A 16,530-nucleotide genomic window follows, 5' to 3' on the forward strand; every position below is an offset into this window, starting at 1 on the left:
CGATTACTCGCCTTTGTAGATACAACCTGCAGTGCAAGTCTCTTTGATCTCTACTTTGCTTAGTAACGGAAGGATTGGTTTCAGTTGCTGCCAAATCCATTTCGCTAGCACTTCGCTGGTTGGGTTCTCCAGACCTTCGATATCGTTTAGGTAGTAATGGTCTAAACGATTGTAAATTGGTTTGAAAGCCGCTTTGATTTCTGCAAAGTCCACAACCCAACCCGTATGCGGGTCTACCTCACCTTCTACATAAAGACGAACAAGGAAAGAGTGTCCGTGCAAACGACCACACTTGTGCCCTTCCGGTACGTGTGGCAAGTGGTGTGCCGCTTCGAACATAAACTCTTTGTACAATTCTGTTTTCATCTTGATTCTCAGGCTTTAAAAAAAACACGTAATACTAAGGAAATCACTGCCAAGAGACAAGTATTAGTCGGCTATTGAACGATATTTTCAGGTAGTTTACTTCACCATCGACTCTCCGAACGACGCATTTTTCTCACACACCAATCTTTTAACTACACAGCCCTCACATCACAATTACATATCCACAACAGACATGGTCACCCTATATGCATATAAGAGCTCTCAATCAACTTCCCATAAACGGAATAGCAGCGTTGACTTAGCATCGTTTTCAGAGCATTTAGATCATTTACCTAGCCAATTCACTCTTTCAGAACAACAAAGGAAGGCAAAATAGTCCATTTCTGACCGTCAAAGTGAATATAAAGGTTGAAGCTGACGAATTGACAGGTAATATGTCTCGTTGAATCTGTAAAATTCTACTCAACTCAGCGCTTTGCTTGTTTTTTAAACAATAACATTATGAAACAAGGACTTTTAAGAGTGTTGAGTTGAATTTTTACCTCTATGGAGAATATTGAAAACATGACTTACGCGCCTGTATCAGACGTTTTGAAAGGTCAGCTAGCAGTAGACAGTGAAGTTACTGTTCGTGGCTGGATCCGTTCACGTCGTGATTCCAAAGCTGGAATCTCTTTCCTTGCCATTTATGACGGCTCTTGTTTCGACCCGATTCAGGCCGTGGTCCCTAATAATCTTAATAATTACGACAACGAAGTATTAAAGCTAACAACTGGCTGCTCTGTTGAAGTAACTGGTAAGATTGTTGAGTCTCCTGCTTCTGGCCAAGATTTCGAGCTAGCAGCAACTGACGTTAAAGTTGTAGGCTGGGTTGAAGATGCTGAAACTTACCCAATGGCAAAAACTCGTCACTCAATCGAGTTCCTACGTGAAGTAGCACACCTTCGTCCACGCACTAACGTGATCGGCGCTGTAGCTCGTGTACGTAACTGCCTGTCTCAAGCAATTCACCGCTTCTACCATGAGCAAGGTTACTTCTGGGTATCTGCTCCGCTAATCACAGCTTCTGACGCAGAAGGTGCTGGTGAGATGTTCCGCGTTTCTACGCTAGACATGGAAAACCTACCTCGCACAGACGCTGGTAAAGTAGACTACAACGAAGACTTCTTCGGTAAAGAGACATTCCTGACGGTATCTGGTCAGCTAAACGCAGAAGCTTACGCTTGTGCACTAAGCAAGGTTTACACGTTCGGTCCTACATTCCGCGCTGAAAACTCAAACACAAGCCGCCACCTAGCGGAATTCTGGATGGTTGAGCCTGAAGTTGCGTTCGCAGAACTTGACGATGTAGCGAAGCTTGCTGAAGACATGCTTAAGTACGTATTCAAAGCGGTACTGGAAGAGCGTCGCGATGACCTAGAGTTCTTCGCACAACGCATCGACAAAGAAGCGATCACTCGCCTAGAGCAATTCGTTTCTTCTGATTTCGCACAAGTAGACTACACTGACGCGATCCAAATCCTTCTGGATTCGGGACGTGAGTTCGAGTTCCCAGTTGAATGGGGCATCGACATGTCTTCTGAGCACGAGCGTTTCCTAGCTGAAGAACACTTCAAAGCACCAGTAATCGTTAAAAACTACCCGAAAGACATCAAAGCGTTCTACATGCGTCTTAACGAAGACGGTAAGACTGTAGCGGCTATGGACGTTCTAGCACCTGGCATCGGTGAAATCATCGGTGGTTCGCAACGTGAAGAGCGTCTGGACGTTCTGGATTCACGTATGCGTGAGATGGGCATCGATCCAGAACACATGAACTGGTACCGCGACCTACGTCGTTACGGTACAGTACCACACGCAGGCTTCGGTCTAGGTTTCGAGCGTCTGGTTTCTTACGTAACAGGTATGGGCAACGTTCGTGACGTGATCCCATTCCCACGTACGCCTCGCTCAGCGAACTTCTAATCACTTTTTGGTGATACAGAATTGAAAAAGACCTCCCGAGTGGAGGTCTTTTATTTTGTCTTCTGATCATTTCAATTTAGTATTACTTTCTTCTTGATCTGCTTTCACAGCATACCTCACGCCCACAAAACACAGTCCAAAGATAACGAACGGGATCACCGCAGCGGTGTATTCGACCCATGCATAATGAGAGAACGATTTCGCCAAAATAAGGTGTGCAAACACCAATAAGAACGCGCTAAATATGGCCACAACGATCAGTTTTAATTCATGTTTTACCGACTGCTTGTCCATCAGTACTCCTAGCCAAGAGGTTGTTATCCCTAAGATTTAACCACGCTCTCACCGATGTGTACTGATACAGTTTTGATGAAAATCAGCTAAACAGTTGTCAATAAACCACCAATATTTTTGATTGCATTTTCTAGCTGAGCATCGACTGGCATGGAGGTATTGAGTCGCAAATAGTTTTCATATTTGTTATCGCTAGAGAATAGCTTGCCATATGCGACGGTTACTTGCTGTTGTAATAATGCCTGATAAATAGTCTTACTATTGGCGCCTTCTGGCAACTTCACCCATAAAAAGTAGCCGCCTTTTGGTACCGTATACTTCACTTGTTGGGGAAAATAGCGTTGTAACAAATCGACGAACAAGCTTTGGCGTTGTTGCATGATTTTACGCAGCTTTCTCAAGTGATTATCGTAGCTGTCATTTTGCAGATAGTGGGCGATACCTTGTTGAATCGGTGCACTTCCCGATAACGTAGAAATAAGCTGAAGCTTTTGAAGCTTCTCATTAAAGCGTTTGTTCACCACCCATCCAAGTCGATATCCCGGACAGAGACTCTTTGAAAATGATGAGCAATGAAGCACGCGTTCTTGCGTATCAAAGGTTTTCAGTGAAGTGGGCTTATTGGCAGAAAAATGCAGCTCAGAATACACATCATCTTCAATTAAAATTACATCATATTTATCAGCCAAACTGACTATGCGACTTTTTTGCGCATCAGAAAGCGATGTACCAGTAGGATTTTGAAAATTGACCATCAACCAGCAAGCGCGAACGTCATGGTCGGCAAAAATGGCTTCAAGCCTTTCAAGATCATGCCCTCTTTGTGCATCAACAGGTAATTCAATCGCTTTTAACCCGAGACGCTCAACAGCTTGCAGCGCGCCATAAAAGGTCGGAGATTCCACAACGACAGTATCTCCTGGCCGTGTAACCGCTTGTAAGCTCAGATTAAGCGCTTCCAACGCGCCAGAGGTAATTACGATATCTTCGTGCGTATTCGGAACTCCATGCTGAATGTAACGCTGAGCGATTAATCGACGTAAGGATTCGCTACCCGGAGGCAAGTTATTGAGTAAACTTTCCGGCCCCATCTTACGTCCGGAGCTAGCAAGGTTGCGGTTAAGCGCTTCCAGAGGGAACAACGCTGGATCAGGGAAAGCAGAGCCCAGACGAACAGCATCAGGTATGACTTGCTGTTTAAGATAATCATAAAGTTCATCATTGACAGTCGAATGGTAAATGTTCTTTGGCGCATCATTTGGCTCAAAGCGATCTAATTCAGCCGTGACGTAATAACCAGATTGAGGTTTCGCCATCACCCAACCTTGAGCCTCTAACAACTGGTACGCCTGCAATACCGTACCTGCACTTACAGAATGGTTACGGCCAGTGACGCGCACTGATGGAAGTTTCTCCCCTGCTCTCCACGTATTCTGCTGAATCTGTGATTTAAACAGTTCGGCTAATTGACGATATCGGTTCATCTGTCTCTCACTCTGATCTCGAGTCCACCTTAGCATACTTCAAGCCGACATTCTGGTAGCGTGTTTGTTGTTCTTGCAAGGTAATTAATCAAACTTGGTCATACGAATTCTTGATCCGAAATGGAGAATTATGTTCCATACTTTCAAAGGAATGACGATTTTTTGGAGGAAGTTATGAAAGTGTTTACTATGGATGACCTCTCATACCGAGGTGCACATAAAGGTGTCCATAGCTGGGATCACCCTGGTGCGGCTGATCCTTATTATTGGCATCCTGACTGGTTACATATTGCTGAAGACGCAATGGGTATGCACAAAATGGCAGATCTTGTTGTACCACCAGGTGAAGAAGCAACCGAAGAACATGCCAAAGAGGCAATTGTTAGACACCTAAACGAGGAAAACGCTAGCAAAGAAGAAAAGCAAGACGACTAGACGCACACATCGGTAATATTCTGTGCATCATCATTAGCTATCTGGCAAATTACCCGCCTCTCCTTTATTTGCTTAGTCAGTTTGAAAAATGATGATGCACTCCTCGATGTTCGTATCCCAGAAAAGAAACAACGCGCTTTTTGCTTTGGTCGAGATTTGGTCGAATTGCATCTTGATATCGCAATTTTGCTTCATATTGATGTTCGCGATATTGAAAAACAAGCATCAATTTTGATTTCGAGCCAAATAGAGCTAAACCCGCCATAAATGTGTAATCGTCTTATTTAACGATGAAGTAACAATTAGGACTTTAAACAACATTTATTAAATAACTTATTTGGGCTTTGGATTTTTGTTTTGTTAAGAGCCTGCTTGGGTTTTTGCTTAAAACGATCAAACCTATTTTTGAAACATTTTCATAACAATTCAATCCTACATTCCTCTTTTAGTAAACGATTGCATCCGATGAACAAAAGAGCATCATTTCGAGATAAAGCTCGCTTAGAACAGTAATTATAAGCACGGTTTGCATGGCAAAAGTCTGGCTTATCTTAGGTTTCCATTTCAAATCGCATCTTTTTTAAGTTTTCTTTTAAGTATGTGTTGTAACAAGTAATGCTGACAGGTATAAATACGAGCACACCCTTCGATTAACATGGATGAAGATTATGTTTGAAAAAGTAGTAGCCGCTCCGGCCGACCCTATTCTTGGTCTTACTGAAGAATTTAAAAAAGATCCTCGCACAGAAAAAATTAACCTTGGCGTAGGTATCTACAAGAACGAACAAGGCGAAACCCCTGTTCTTGCTACGGTAAAGAAAGCTGAAGCAGCTCTTATTGAGAGTGAAAAAACCAAATCTTACCTAACAATCGAAGGTACAGCGGAGTACGCCCTAGCAGTACAAAAACTTCTGTTCGGTGACGACGCAGAAATCGTTGCTGACAAGCGTGCAAAAACAGCTCAAGCGCCTGGTGGTACTGGTGCTCTACGTGTAGCAGGCGAATTCATTAAACGTCAGCTAGGCGATGTAAAAATCTGGATCAGTAACCCAACTTGGGCAAACCACAATGGTGTTTTCACTGCTGCAGGTCTTGAAACTGCTCAATACAGCTACTACAACGCTGACAACAAAGATAAAGACTTTGATGCGATGCTTAGTGATCTTCAAGCTGCATCTGAAGGCGACGTAGTTCTGCTGCACGGCTGCTGCCACAACCCAACTGGTATCGACCCTACTGCAGAAGAATGGGAAACGCTAGCTAAGCTGGTTGCTGAGAAAAAACTACTACCTCTATTCGACTTCGCATACCAAGGTTTCGCGAAAGGCGTTGAGGAAGACGCTTCTGGTCTTCGTACTTTTTCTAAGTACAACAAAGAGATCCTAGTTGCTAGTTCATTCTCTAAAAACTTCGGCCTATACAATGAGCGTGTAGGTGCGTTCACTCTTGTTGCTGAGTCTGAAGACATTGCGACAACTGCATTCTCTCAAGTAAAAGCAATCATTCGCTCTATTTACTCTAACCCACCAGCTCACGGTAGTGCTGTTGTAACACACATCCTAAACGATGCTGACCTTCGTGCAGAGTGGGAAGCGGAAGTAGCAGAAATGCGTGACCGTATTCAGGAAATGCGTGAGTTGTTTGTAGCAACGCTAAAAGAAGAAGGTGTAGACGCAGACTTTAGCTTCATCGAGCGTCAAAACGGCATGTTCTCTTTCTCTGGTCTATCTAAAGAGCAAGTAAACCGTCTGAAAGAAGAGTTTGCAATTTACATCGTAGGCTCAGGCCGAATCAGTGTGGCAGGTATGACGAAGTCAAACATGGGTCCACTGTGTAAAGGTATCGCAGCGGTTCTTTAACTTGCAACTATAAGATTGAGAAAAAGGTCAGCACACGCTGACCTTTTTGTTTTTCTAGCTGATTTCCGCTTATAAGATTAATAAACAAACTTAAGACTCAAACCCACTTCATTGATGTAATCTGAGCTTGCGTCCTTATAATCCGTATCCCGATACTGGTAGTAAAGTCCAGTACCAATGACATCATGCCATTGATAATTGAAACCTATTGTCATTTTGTTTTCATCGACGATATCACTGCGATTGGCTTCCAACTGGGTAATCAGAGTAAAGTTTTCACTCAACAGGTAGTTTACGCCCATTACAGCAGCGTGAAAAAATTCAGTTTCTGATACCAATGTTCTATCAGTGTCATTGTCAGTAGCCTTTACTTTGATGGCACCTAATCGGTATAAAGCGTACAGATCGAGTTGCTGAAGCAAGCCAAAACGGTAACCACCACCAAATGCTAAACGGTCAATTCGCAGCGTATAAGTGTCCGGGTGAAAAAATTGCGCCGAATAGTCACCATTCAATAACCAATTGTCCGTGAGTAAGTAGTTACCGCCCAAATCAATGGTAGTGACGTTAGAGTTCTCTAACCACTCTTCGTTAGTAGTGCCTGCGCCAACGTTCAGGTAGATATTCTCATACCCAAATTTTTCAGCTTGTTCCGCTTCAGAAGCACCGCTTACTGTAGAAGCAGCCAGGAGCGATACAAGTAATAAACTTCTCAACATTCGATATCCTTTCATGAGAATCAATAATAACTTAACACCCGTTTGATAAATTCGATATTAACTGAATGTCCTTACTTTTGTCGTGCGACACGTCGGAATCTTATGATTGACCGCCCAAATCCGTGATTGACTAAGACTCTGTTTTAAAACTAAGTTAAGATTACTTTATTACTTGAAAATCAAAAGGCAATCTCATGGAAGCAGAACTTATCGAGATTTATAACTTCCTCGCCAAGTACCCTCCTTTTAGCGAGCTACCTAAAGAAGCGCTGACCAAAGTAACAGAGAGTGTTGAGATCTCTTACTATCGACAAGATACCCCTATCATTCATTTCGGAGATGATGTTCAGGAGCTGTATGTCGTTCGTAGTGGCGTAGTAGAAGTCTACCGACGCAAAGGAGAACTCTATAGTCGGCTCGATAAAGGCGATATTTTCGGCCAGATGGGTCTACTCACCAATAACAAAGTTCATTTCCCAGTCAAAGCCATTGAAGACGCTTTGATCTACTGTATCCCCGGAGACGTCTTCCAAGAACTGTATGACAACTACGACTCATTCACGGAATTTGTTGAGGTTGGAAACAGTGCGCGTTTGCGCCAAGCGATTTCAGAAAACCAACACGCTAATGACCTTGCGACATCCAAAGTGATAACACTGCTGACGAGAGACGCGCCTACCATTGAACGCGGCCAGACTATTCAGCAAGCGGCACAAATCATGGCGCATGATAACGTGTCTTCTCTCCTAATCATCGACCCAAATTTTGTGCGAGACGAAGATGATCCGCAGTCTCCGGTATTAGGTATTATTACTGATAGAGACTTGTGCGCGCGCGTATTGGCTCAGGGGAAGTCGCCTCAAGACGACGTTGCCACTGTCATGACGACCGAAGTCATCTCACTCGATCACAACGCCTACATCTATGAAGCGATGATGAAAATGTTGCGCTACAACGTCCATCATCTTCCCGTGGTTAAAAACCAACAGCCCATCGGCATCATCGAAACTACAGATATTGTTCGTTATGAGTCGCAAAACTCATTGCTACTCGTAAGTAGCATCTTTCACCAACACACCATCGAAGAACTGGCTGTGGTCGCTGAAGAAGTGAAAAGCAGTTTTGTACGTCTGGTGAATGAAGACGCAAACTCTCACATGGTGGGGAGTGCAATGTCGGTGATAGGAAGAAGCTTTAAACAACGCCTGCTGGAATTGGCGGAAGAAGAACTTGGTTCCCCACCCATTCCGTATTGTTTCCTCGCACTAGGATCCATGGGGCGAGATGAGCAACTTCTCGTAACGGATCAGGACAATGCGATCATTCTAGACGAAAGCTACCGGGAAGAGAAACACGGCAAATATTTCGCAGATCTGGCTAAATTTGTCAGTGATGGTTTAGAAGCATGTGGCTATAAATACTGTACTGGCGACATCATGGCCACCAATCGTATGTGGCGTATGACACGTTCTGAATGGGAAGATTGTTTTGCCGATTGGATCGACAATCCGAACCCGAAAGCGCTGCTAAACGCGTCTATCTTCTTTGATTTGGATGGCGTATACGGCCGCTTGAAATGGGCAGAACAGCTTACCAGCTTTATTGTTCGCCGTGCTCGCAAAAATAATCGTTTCCTTGCCTGTCTGGCACGTAATGCACTTAACCGCACGCCTCCACTTGGCTTTTTCAAGAACTTTGTGGTTGAGAAAGACGGCCAGCACAAGAACTCGATAAACTTGAAACGTCGAGGCACTGCGCCTCTGGTTGACTTGATTCGCGTCCATGCACTTGCTGTTGGGTCACGCGCTCAAAACTCGTTTGAGCGTCTGGATGACATTATCGATGCTGGTATTTTGCCGAAAGGTCGCGCACAAGACCTTAAGGATGCTTTAGAGTTTATTTCGATGGTGAGGATTCAACATCAAGCTCACGATGTAGAAACGGGAATTGATCCTGACAACAGCATAGAGCCAGAAAAACTGTCTGACTTTGAGCGTAGAAACCTTAAGGATGCCTTCCAGATATTAAGTAATGGCCAGAACTTCCTTAAGTTTCGCTATCAAGCAAGCAAGAGCTTTAAGTGAGTCTCGACATGTTGAAAAAGCTCTTTCAGAAACCAACAATCCAGTGGCATGCAAAGTTTAAACAGAAGCGTGAGATGACATCCAATAAAAGTCTGGTTGCGTTTTATAGTACAGAACTCCCTGCCCCAGACACTCCGATATCCGACGTTGAATTTGTTGCACTGGATTTCGAGACTACTGGGTTAGATCCTGACAAAAACGATATCATTACCATCGGTCTTGTACCTTTTAATCTCAAGCGTGTCTTTTTGAGAAGTTCTCGTCACTGGAAAGTCAGACCTAAAAAGAAGTTAGATGAACACTCCGTCATCATTCACGGTATTACTCACAGTGAGCTCATCGACGCACCTGATTTGGAAGATATCCTTGATGAGCTCTTACCATGTTTAAGTGGCAAGATCATTGTGGTGCACTATCGTCGTATTGAGCGCGAATTTCTCGATAGAGCACTTAGAGACCGAATTGGTGAAGGCATTGAGTTTCCGGTGTTAGATACTCTGCAAATCGAAGAGGTTATCCAAAAGAAGCATACCGGAACGCTATGGGAAAAACTCAAAGGGAAAAAACCTGAATCGGTACGGCTCGCGAATTCGCGCCGACGTTACGGGCTACCGGACTATACACCTCATCACGCTCTGACAGATGCGATTGCAACGGCAGAGCTACTTCAGGCTCAAATTGCCCATCACTTCAGCGACAAAACACCAATTAGCGAGTTTTGGTTGTAGTATTTGTCGAACATACATACAGAAAAGGAGCCAACACGGCTCCTTTATTTCTTTTTAAAACAGAATACTACAGCTTAAAGCGTTTGATTTCTTGTTCAAGTTCATGTGACAACTCAGATAGATGAGCGGCCTGCTCTGCAGCATTATGCGCTTCTGCCGAAAGCTCATTGGATACATCGCGAATGCCTTCAGTATTGCGAGTGATCTCAGTCGTTACTGAAGCCTGTTCTTCTGCTGCCGATGCAATTTGCGTCGCCATATCACTGATCTGCTCTACCGCACTATGAATTTGTGTCAAACTTGCCGCTGCAGCGTTCGCGTCGTCAACGCTGGTATCAGCCAAACGACGGCTGTCACCCATTATCCCAACGGCTTTCTTAGTGGTGCCTTGCAGCATCTCGATGGTTTCTTGAATCTCTTTCGTTGAAGCATGTGTACGTTGGCTCAATACACGAACTTCATCCGCTACAACAGCGAAACCACGACCTTGTTCGCCAGCACGTGCTGCTTCGATCGCGGCATTAAGTGCCAGTAAGTTAGTCTGCTCTGCGATATCTTGAATGGTTGAAAGGATTGTATTGATACTATTACCGTGCGCTTCCAGATCTTGAATCACATCAGTAGCAACCTGTACCTCTTTAGCAAGGTTCTGGATTGAACTTTGAGTCTGCGCAACCTGGCTAGAACCGTGGGCACAAGCCTGTACGGCCTCTTCCGAATTACTCGCAGTGCTTTCTGCATTGCCTGCAATTTCTTGCGTCGCAGCCGCCATTTCGTTAACTGCTGTAGCAACCATATTGATTTCATCTTGCTGATAAGAAATACGCTGGCTACGCTCTTCCGCCTGTTGAGCAGTGGTTCGAGCCTGTTCAGACAGGGAAGAAGACACGTGACTTAATTTAGTCACCATTGTGTGCATGTTACCCACGAAGCGGTTGAAGTTTTCTGCGAGTTTACCCACTTCATCGTCGCTGCGCGGCTCTAGACGTTGAGTTAGATCTCCTTCACCAGAAGCAATTTCTTCTAATGCATGAGAAACGCGATTCAAGTCGCGGAACAAGAAGCCCACTAACCAAGAAACCGCCACAATCACAGCAATGGTGATCATTACAGCAGTGATCAGCAAATCACGTAGTAAAACTGCATTTCCCGCCTCTTCTGTTGCTCGATCCATTTCAATAGCGAACATCCAGTGCGTTCCAGGTACTTTGTGGAAGTAGTAAAGTTTTTCTACCCCTTTGATCGTCGTACTCTCAATTTTGCCATCAATTGCAGCTCGCTCTATCGCCTGTTTGGAAAAGTCGCTAGACAAGCTGGTGATTGGCTTAAGCGTTAAACTTTTATCAGGGTGCGCAAGGAAAGTACCTTCATTCATGTCAATTAACATGGCTTTTGCATTTTTACCCGCATCCAGGTTAATCACATCGCTGATAAGCTGATCGATAAGAACATCAGCACCCACTACACCAATAAACTGACCATTTTTCATAACTGGCTCAGCAATCGTGACTAAGAGTGCATTTGTAATCGCGTCCTGATAAGCCTCAGTGATAATCTGTTTACCCGCGACATTGGCATCTTTGTACCAAGGACGAGTCCGTGGGTCATAATCAGCACGGTTACGCTCAGGATGAGAACGGTACATTTCACCTTTAGGTGTACCAAGGAAGATATCATCAAAGCCGCCGGCTTTGCGGGCTTGCTGCAAGAATGGAACAACATCTTGCTCAGTCGAATAATCATTAAATGCAGTCGCAATTTCTTTCCGGATAGTAACCCAGTCAGAAATCCCTTCTGATGCAACCGTACTCAGGCTTTGTGCTCGTGCATAGACACCTGAAGAAGTCTGATCAAACAATTGACCAGCCGACAGCCAAGTCAGTGCTGCTGCCATAACAACAACGGCAGAAAGACTCGCGCCGATAAGTTTTTGTTTTAGTGAAAGTTTCATAATTATATTTGATTTGGAAAGACAACCTAGGAGCGTGGATATTACACATTTTTTTTCGACTATTCACTAAGTTTTAAACATCTAAATATCAGTCTAACTTATTGTAAAAACTACATTTTATAGTGTCATTATTTTGTCTAACGTCAGAAAAATCGCACAAAAAAAGCCAGCTAAGCTGGCTTCTTAATAACGTGTCGTTTAGCAGAGCTATTGACGTTCCGTTTTCATTCCCATCAGTAAGCTCACACACATTGCAAGTAAGATAATGGTGAATGGCAATGCCGTTGATATAGCCCCGGCTTGTAACGCCTGAACTGCCTCCGAGCCACCAACCCAAAGTAACGCAACCGCAATTGCACCTTCCATCACTGCCCAGAAAATTCGCTGCGGTACTGGTGCATCAACTTTACCACCAGCGGTGATACTGTCGATAACCAAAGAGCCTGAATCTGATGAGGTAATAAAGAATACCAGCACCAAAATAATCGCAATGAACGACAAGATTGTGCCATATGGCAGGACGTCAAACATTTCGAACATTGCGAGCGAGACATCGGTTAAACCATTCGCACCTAACTCACCCACTTTATTAACTACCTGATCGATAGCAAGACCACCAAATACAGACATCCAAACCACCGTAACCGCTGTAGGAACAAGCAGAACAGCGATAATGAATTGACGTACAGTTCGGCCACGCGATACACGCGCAATAAACATACCTACAAATGGTGACCATGAAATCCACCAAGCCCAGTAGAATACTGTCCAACCCTGGAACCATGCTTCGTCAGTACGACCAAACGGATTACTCAGAGGCAAAATGTTTTCTGCATACGCCATAATCGTAGTCGGGATTGAGCCTAAACTTGCAGCCCAACCAATCAAACCAACAAGAATAAGCAATAAGAAGGCCACGACCATGTTGATATTACTGATGACTTTTACACCACCATCAATACCACGAACTACGGATATGACGGCCAGTAATGTAACCACGGTAATAACGATCACCTGCAGCCCGATACCCGCTTCAACCCCAAACACATGGTGAATACCACTTGCAGCTTGCTGCGCACCCAGGCCTAACGATGTCGCCAGACCAAACAGCGTTGCTAGTACCGCTAAAATATCTACAACGTGACCTGCCCAGCCCCATGCTCGATCGCCCAATAATGGGTAGAAGATCGAACGCATCGACAGCGGGAGACCTTTGTTATAGGTAAAAAATGCCAAAGAAAGAGCGACAACCCCATAAATTGCCCAAGGGTGAAGACCCCAGTGGAACATGGTTGCACCAAGCGCAAGCTTCGCCGCTTCCGGAGTATTCGCTTCCACACCAAGTGGTGTTTCGTACCAACCAGTGAAGTAAGCTACAGGCTCTGCCACACTCCAGAACATCAGGCCTATCCCCATCCCCGCGGCAAAGAGCATTGAAAGCCAAGACATGAATGAGTAATCCGCTACGGCATCTTTACCTCCTAAGCGAATTTTCCCCAAAGGAGACACAATCAGAGCCAGACAGAAAATAACAAAAATGTTACCCGAGATAATGAATAGCCAATCAAATGAACCGATGATCTGCCACTTAATACCATCAAGTACCGTTTTAGCAGTATGCGAATCCAGTACTAACGCGGCGACAAGAAACAGTGCTATTAAACCCGCACTGATGCCAAACACAGGGTTATGAACATCAAACCCCCATTTTTGAACATTATCTTGACCAACCGTATAGTCGGTACTGTCGATACTGTACTTATCTATACCTTTTGTCATTTTTCCCCTCTATATCTTGTAATTTTTATGCATCAAACAGAAAAATAATTTGAACACGATGCATTTTACATTCTGTGAAAAACCCAAGATCCTAACATTTGAGGCCATTTTGTCTAGGTTTACCATAAATAAATCCATGTATTTAGTTTAAAAACAGAAACTTTCTCCTATAAATATTCAAATAACCGCATCAATCATTAGACAACAAACAATTCTTACTATAATAATTTTAGGAGGTTCTGCTTTACTTGCACGTCGTAAAGGAAAGAATTTCGCAAAGCCAAACAATTTGTGAGCAAATGCCGAGGTAATTTTGGATACACCCCTTTAACTAGACGTACTTTTGGGTTAGTGTCGCCCCGTTAATTGTTCCTACAGACTGGATGAATAAATTGGAAAAGTACGAAGAAGTATTGGTCTCGATTCGTCAGATCATCCGCGCTATTGATTTACATTCTAAAAAGTTAAATAAAGAGTCCGGCCTGACGGCCCCTCAGCTTATTTTAATGCGTGCAATCGATGAACTAGATAACGTCACTATCAAACAGTTATCTAGCCATACCAATATGAGTCAGGCAACGGCGACGACCATTCTTGACAGATTAGAACGCAATCAGTTTGTAGAACGTCGTCGTAGTAGTGAGGATAAGCGTAAAGTCCACGCGGTGCTGACAGAGAAGGGACAAGAAGTCTTAAAACAAGCACCCACACCACTTCAAGAACACTTCATTAACCGATTCCAAAAGTTGGAAGAATGGGAACAATCCCTGCTTTTGTCTTCAGTGCAGCGCATCTCAACCATGATGAATGCTGAAGACATTGATGTAGCTCCAATGCTTGAAATTGGTAGCATCACAAAGCCGGACTAATCATTAGGTTAAGTGCCTGTATCGGACAGGCACTCCTAACAGATACAACGCTTAGGTTAACCCTGTCTCAAAAGCATATTTCGCCAGTTCAGCTGTCGAATGCAGATCCAGTTTGTGTTTAATGTTATGACGATGAGTCTCAACGGTTCGATAACTGATATCCAATAACGTAGCAATTTTTTTGCTGCTGTGACCTTGTGCGACTAACTTCAGCACTGCTTCTTCTCTTCGGCTAAGAGGGTTTGGCCTTTGAGTTACCGGAACGATATCCTGAGTAAACAGTGTTTGCGTGACGGACTCACAAAAATACGTCGATCCCTGATTAACAGTTTTAATCGCTTGTACCATTTTCTCTGCTGAAATTTCTTTCAGCATGTATCCAACGGCTCCCGCTTGCATGACCTTCATGATGTACTCGCGATTATCATGCATCGTTAACATAAGAATTCGACTGTCAGGTAATTCTTCTTTGATAATTCCCGTGGCTTCAATACCATTCATAATTGGCATACTAATGTCCATTAGAATGACATCCGGATGAAGGTGTTTGGCCACTTCTATCGCCTCAACCCCATTACTGGCGGTACCAATAACCTCAATATCAGGCTCTAGTTCCAGACGTGCCATAAATCCATCTATTACAACCTGATGATCGTCGACGATCAGCACCCTAATCGCTTTATCCATAAATTATTTCATCCAAATTCAGCAGCACCGTAATCTCAGTCCCTAACCCAGGTTCGCTTATGAGTTCAAACTCGCCACCAATAAACTCGACGCGCTCCTGCATGTTACGAAGCCCAATGCCTTGACGATGTACTGCCTGATTGACGACAAATCCTATTCCATCATCACGAATGAGCAATTGCAGCATATTGCCCATTTTCTGCAAATTTACCGTTACTTTTTTGGCTTTTGCGTGCTTTTCAATATTGTTCAAGGATTCTTGAGCAACACGATAAAGTGTCGTGGCAAAGTCAGAGCTCAACCGCTGTTGTTGGGTATCAAAATGACTGTCGATATCTATACCGGAATGAGAGTGAAAATCCTGAAGTAAAGTGGCAAGCGCGGCTTCTAAACCAATGTCGTCCAGAGCACTTGGGCGCAGCTGATGAGAAATATGCCTGACTTCGTTAATCGCTGTGGTTAACGAGCGCTGGGACTTGTCTAAATGAAGCTTAAGCTTTTCGTCTTCCAAGCGATGACTCATCAAGTCTAAATGACATTTGCTTGAGACCAACAATTGATTGATGCCGTCATGTAATTCGCGGGCGAGGTATTTTTTCTCATCTTCCTGAAACATAACGGTTTTGTGAGCGAGTTCTTTGAGGTTTTTGTCGGCAAGACGATGTTCGTGCAAATTGATAGCAAGCGTTAAAACAATGATAACGGCCACCGTCACAACCAGAATTACTACGACAGAGAAGAAAGTCGTTTCGATATTTTTATTAACTGCGGCACGCATACTGGCCACTTCGTGACTGACATCTTCAATATAAAGCCCCGTACCTACCATCCACTCCCACTTATCTAACCAGCCTGAGTAGCTGAGTTTGGGAACAACTTCACCCGTCGAAGGTTTTCGCCACAAATACTGGTGAAAACCGCCGCCAGACTGAGCCTGATACAATAACGCTTCGATAAGCCGGTCACCATTCTCATCTTGAAGATCGAGTAAGTTCTTACCCACCAGTTCTGGTTGGACAGGATGGACAAGGTTAGTGCCAAATTTATCGTACGCGAAGAAGTACCCATCCGAGCCATAAGTTAAGCTATTCAATATCGCCTTTACCTGAGCTTTAGCCGTACGTTCTTCAATTGAAGGATCATTATAGATGTGAGCGATCGAATCAAAAGCTACATCCACAGTATCTTTTAACGAGGCTTCTTTTGACTGAATAAGATTGTTTTGGAAGATTTCTACCTCTCGCTGACCTAGCGTTTTAGCCTGATAGATAGAAATCCAACTGATACTTGCTGACACTAATACCACAGGTATCAGTGTCAGCAGAATTAACTTCGCTTTAAGAGGCATC

The 16,530-nt window shown here is 44.0% G+C and carries 15 protein-coding genes; 7 read left to right on the top strand and 8 right to left on the bottom strand.

Going from position 1 to position 16,530, the window contains the following annotated elements; all coding sequences use genetic code 11:
* Positions 1-3: 3 nt before the first annotated feature.
* Positions 4-366: a 6-carboxytetrahydropterin synthase QueD gene (queD, locus tag WJM94_RS15690; protein ID WP_444495134.1), complete on the bottom strand. Its 363-nt coding sequence runs from the start codon at positions 364-366 to the stop codon at positions 4-6.
* Positions 367-891: 525 nt separating this feature from the next.
* On the opposite strand from queD, the gene asnS reads away from it, so the two are divergent.
* Positions 892-2,292 (top strand): asparagine--tRNA ligase, encoded by a 1,401-nt coding sequence (gene asnS / locus WJM94_RS15695; RefSeq protein WP_444495135.1) that lies wholly within the window; start codon positions 892-894, stop codon positions 2,290-2,292.
* A 66-nt stretch (positions 2,293-2,358) separates the two neighbouring features.
* Here asnS and WJM94_RS15700 read toward each other — a convergent pair whose 3' ends face one another.
* Together WJM94_RS15700 and WJM94_RS15705 are read right to left on the bottom strand one after the other, a co-directional pair.
* A complete protein-coding gene (locus WJM94_RS15700; RefSeq protein ID WP_444495136.1) occupies positions 2,359-2,586 on the bottom strand; it encodes a hypothetical protein in 228 nt (75 codons plus the stop codon).
* An 86-nt stretch (positions 2,587-2,672) separates the two neighbouring features.
* Positions 2,673-4,070, bottom strand: a complete 1,398-nt coding sequence (locus tag WJM94_RS15705) for an aminotransferase-like domain-containing protein (protein WP_444495137.1) — start codon at positions 4,068-4,070, stop codon at positions 2,673-2,675.
* 174 nt (positions 4,071-4,244) lie between these two features.
* On the opposite strand from WJM94_RS15705, the gene WJM94_RS15710 reads away from it, so the two are divergent.
* The 3 genes from WJM94_RS15710 to WJM94_RS15720 all read left to right on the top strand — a co-directional run bounded on the left by WJM94_RS15710 (position 4,245) and on the right by WJM94_RS15720 (position 6,364).
* Positions 4,245-4,505: a hypothetical protein gene (locus tag WJM94_RS15710; RefSeq protein ID WP_444495138.1), complete on the top strand. Its 261-nt coding sequence runs from the start codon at positions 4,245-4,247 to the stop codon at positions 4,503-4,505.
* A gap of 81 nt (positions 4,506-4,586) precedes the next feature.
* Positions 4,587-4,772: a hypothetical protein gene (locus WJM94_RS15715; RefSeq protein ID WP_444495139.1), complete on the top strand. Its 186-nt coding sequence runs from the start codon at positions 4,587-4,589 to the stop codon at positions 4,770-4,772.
* A 401-nt stretch (positions 4,773-5,173) separates the two neighbouring features.
* Positions 5,174-6,364 (top strand): amino acid aminotransferase, encoded by a 1,191-nt coding sequence (locus WJM94_RS15720; protein ID WP_444495140.1) that lies wholly within the window; start codon positions 5,174-5,176, stop codon positions 6,362-6,364.
* Between the two features lie 77 nt (positions 6,365-6,441).
* Here the strand turns inward: WJM94_RS15720 and WJM94_RS15725 are convergent, their stop codons facing one another.
* The gene (locus WJM94_RS15725; RefSeq protein ID WP_444495141.1) at positions 6,442-7,083 is read right to left on the bottom strand and encodes an outer membrane beta-barrel protein; all 642 of its coding nucleotides are present in this window, start codon (positions 7,081-7,083) and stop codon (positions 6,442-6,444) included.
* A 194-nt stretch (positions 7,084-7,277) separates the two neighbouring features.
* Here WJM94_RS15725 and WJM94_RS15730 point away from each other — a divergent pair, with 194 nt between their 5' ends.
* Positions 7,278-9,167, top strand: coding sequence for a putative nucleotidyltransferase substrate binding domain-containing protein (locus WJM94_RS15730; RefSeq protein WP_444495142.1), 1,890 nt, complete (start codon positions 7,278-7,280; stop codon positions 9,165-9,167).
* Between the two features lie 8 nt (positions 9,168-9,175).
* Positions 9,176-9,895 carry a 3'-5' exonuclease gene (locus WJM94_RS15735; protein WP_444495143.1) on the top strand — a complete coding sequence of 240 codons (720 nt, stop codon included), beginning with the start codon at positions 9,176-9,178 and terminating at the stop codon, positions 9,893-9,895.
* A 67-nt stretch (positions 9,896-9,962) separates the two neighbouring features.
* Here the strand turns inward: WJM94_RS15735 and WJM94_RS15740 are convergent, their stop codons facing one another.
* Together WJM94_RS15740 and WJM94_RS15745 are read right to left on the bottom strand one after the other, a co-directional pair.
* A complete protein-coding gene (locus tag WJM94_RS15740) occupies positions 9,963-11,846 on the bottom strand; it encodes a methyl-accepting chemotaxis protein (RefSeq protein WP_444495144.1) in 1,884 nt (627 codons plus the stop codon).
* 207 nt (positions 11,847-12,053) lie between these two features.
* Positions 12,054-13,625 carry a BCCT family transporter gene (locus tag WJM94_RS15745; protein ID WP_444495145.1) on the bottom strand — a complete coding sequence of 524 codons (1,572 nt, stop codon included), beginning with the start codon at positions 13,623-13,625 and terminating at the stop codon, positions 12,054-12,056.
* 392 nt (positions 13,626-14,017) lie between these two features.
* On the opposite strand from WJM94_RS15745, the gene WJM94_RS15750 reads away from it, so the two are divergent.
* A complete protein-coding gene (locus WJM94_RS15750; protein ID WP_444495354.1) occupies positions 14,018-14,494 on the top strand; it encodes a MarR family winged helix-turn-helix transcriptional regulator in 477 nt (158 codons plus the stop codon).
* A gap of 51 nt (positions 14,495-14,545) precedes the next feature.
* Here WJM94_RS15750 and WJM94_RS15755 read toward each other — a convergent pair whose 3' ends face one another.
* A complete protein-coding gene (locus WJM94_RS15755) occupies positions 14,546-15,181 on the bottom strand; it encodes a response regulator (RefSeq protein WP_444495146.1) in 636 nt (211 codons plus the stop codon).
* Entirely contained in the window at positions 15,174-16,529 is a 1,356-nt protein-coding gene (locus WJM94_RS15760; RefSeq protein ID WP_444495147.1) for a cache domain-containing protein, read from the bottom strand. The genes WJM94_RS15755 and WJM94_RS15760 overlap by 8 nt, the downstream gene beginning before the upstream one ends.
* Between the last annotated feature and the right edge of the window lies 1 nt (position 16,530).

Source organism: Vibrio sp. YIC-376 (assembly GCF_052353105.1).
GTDB lineage: Bacteria > Pseudomonadota > Gammaproteobacteria > Enterobacterales > Vibrionaceae > Vibrio.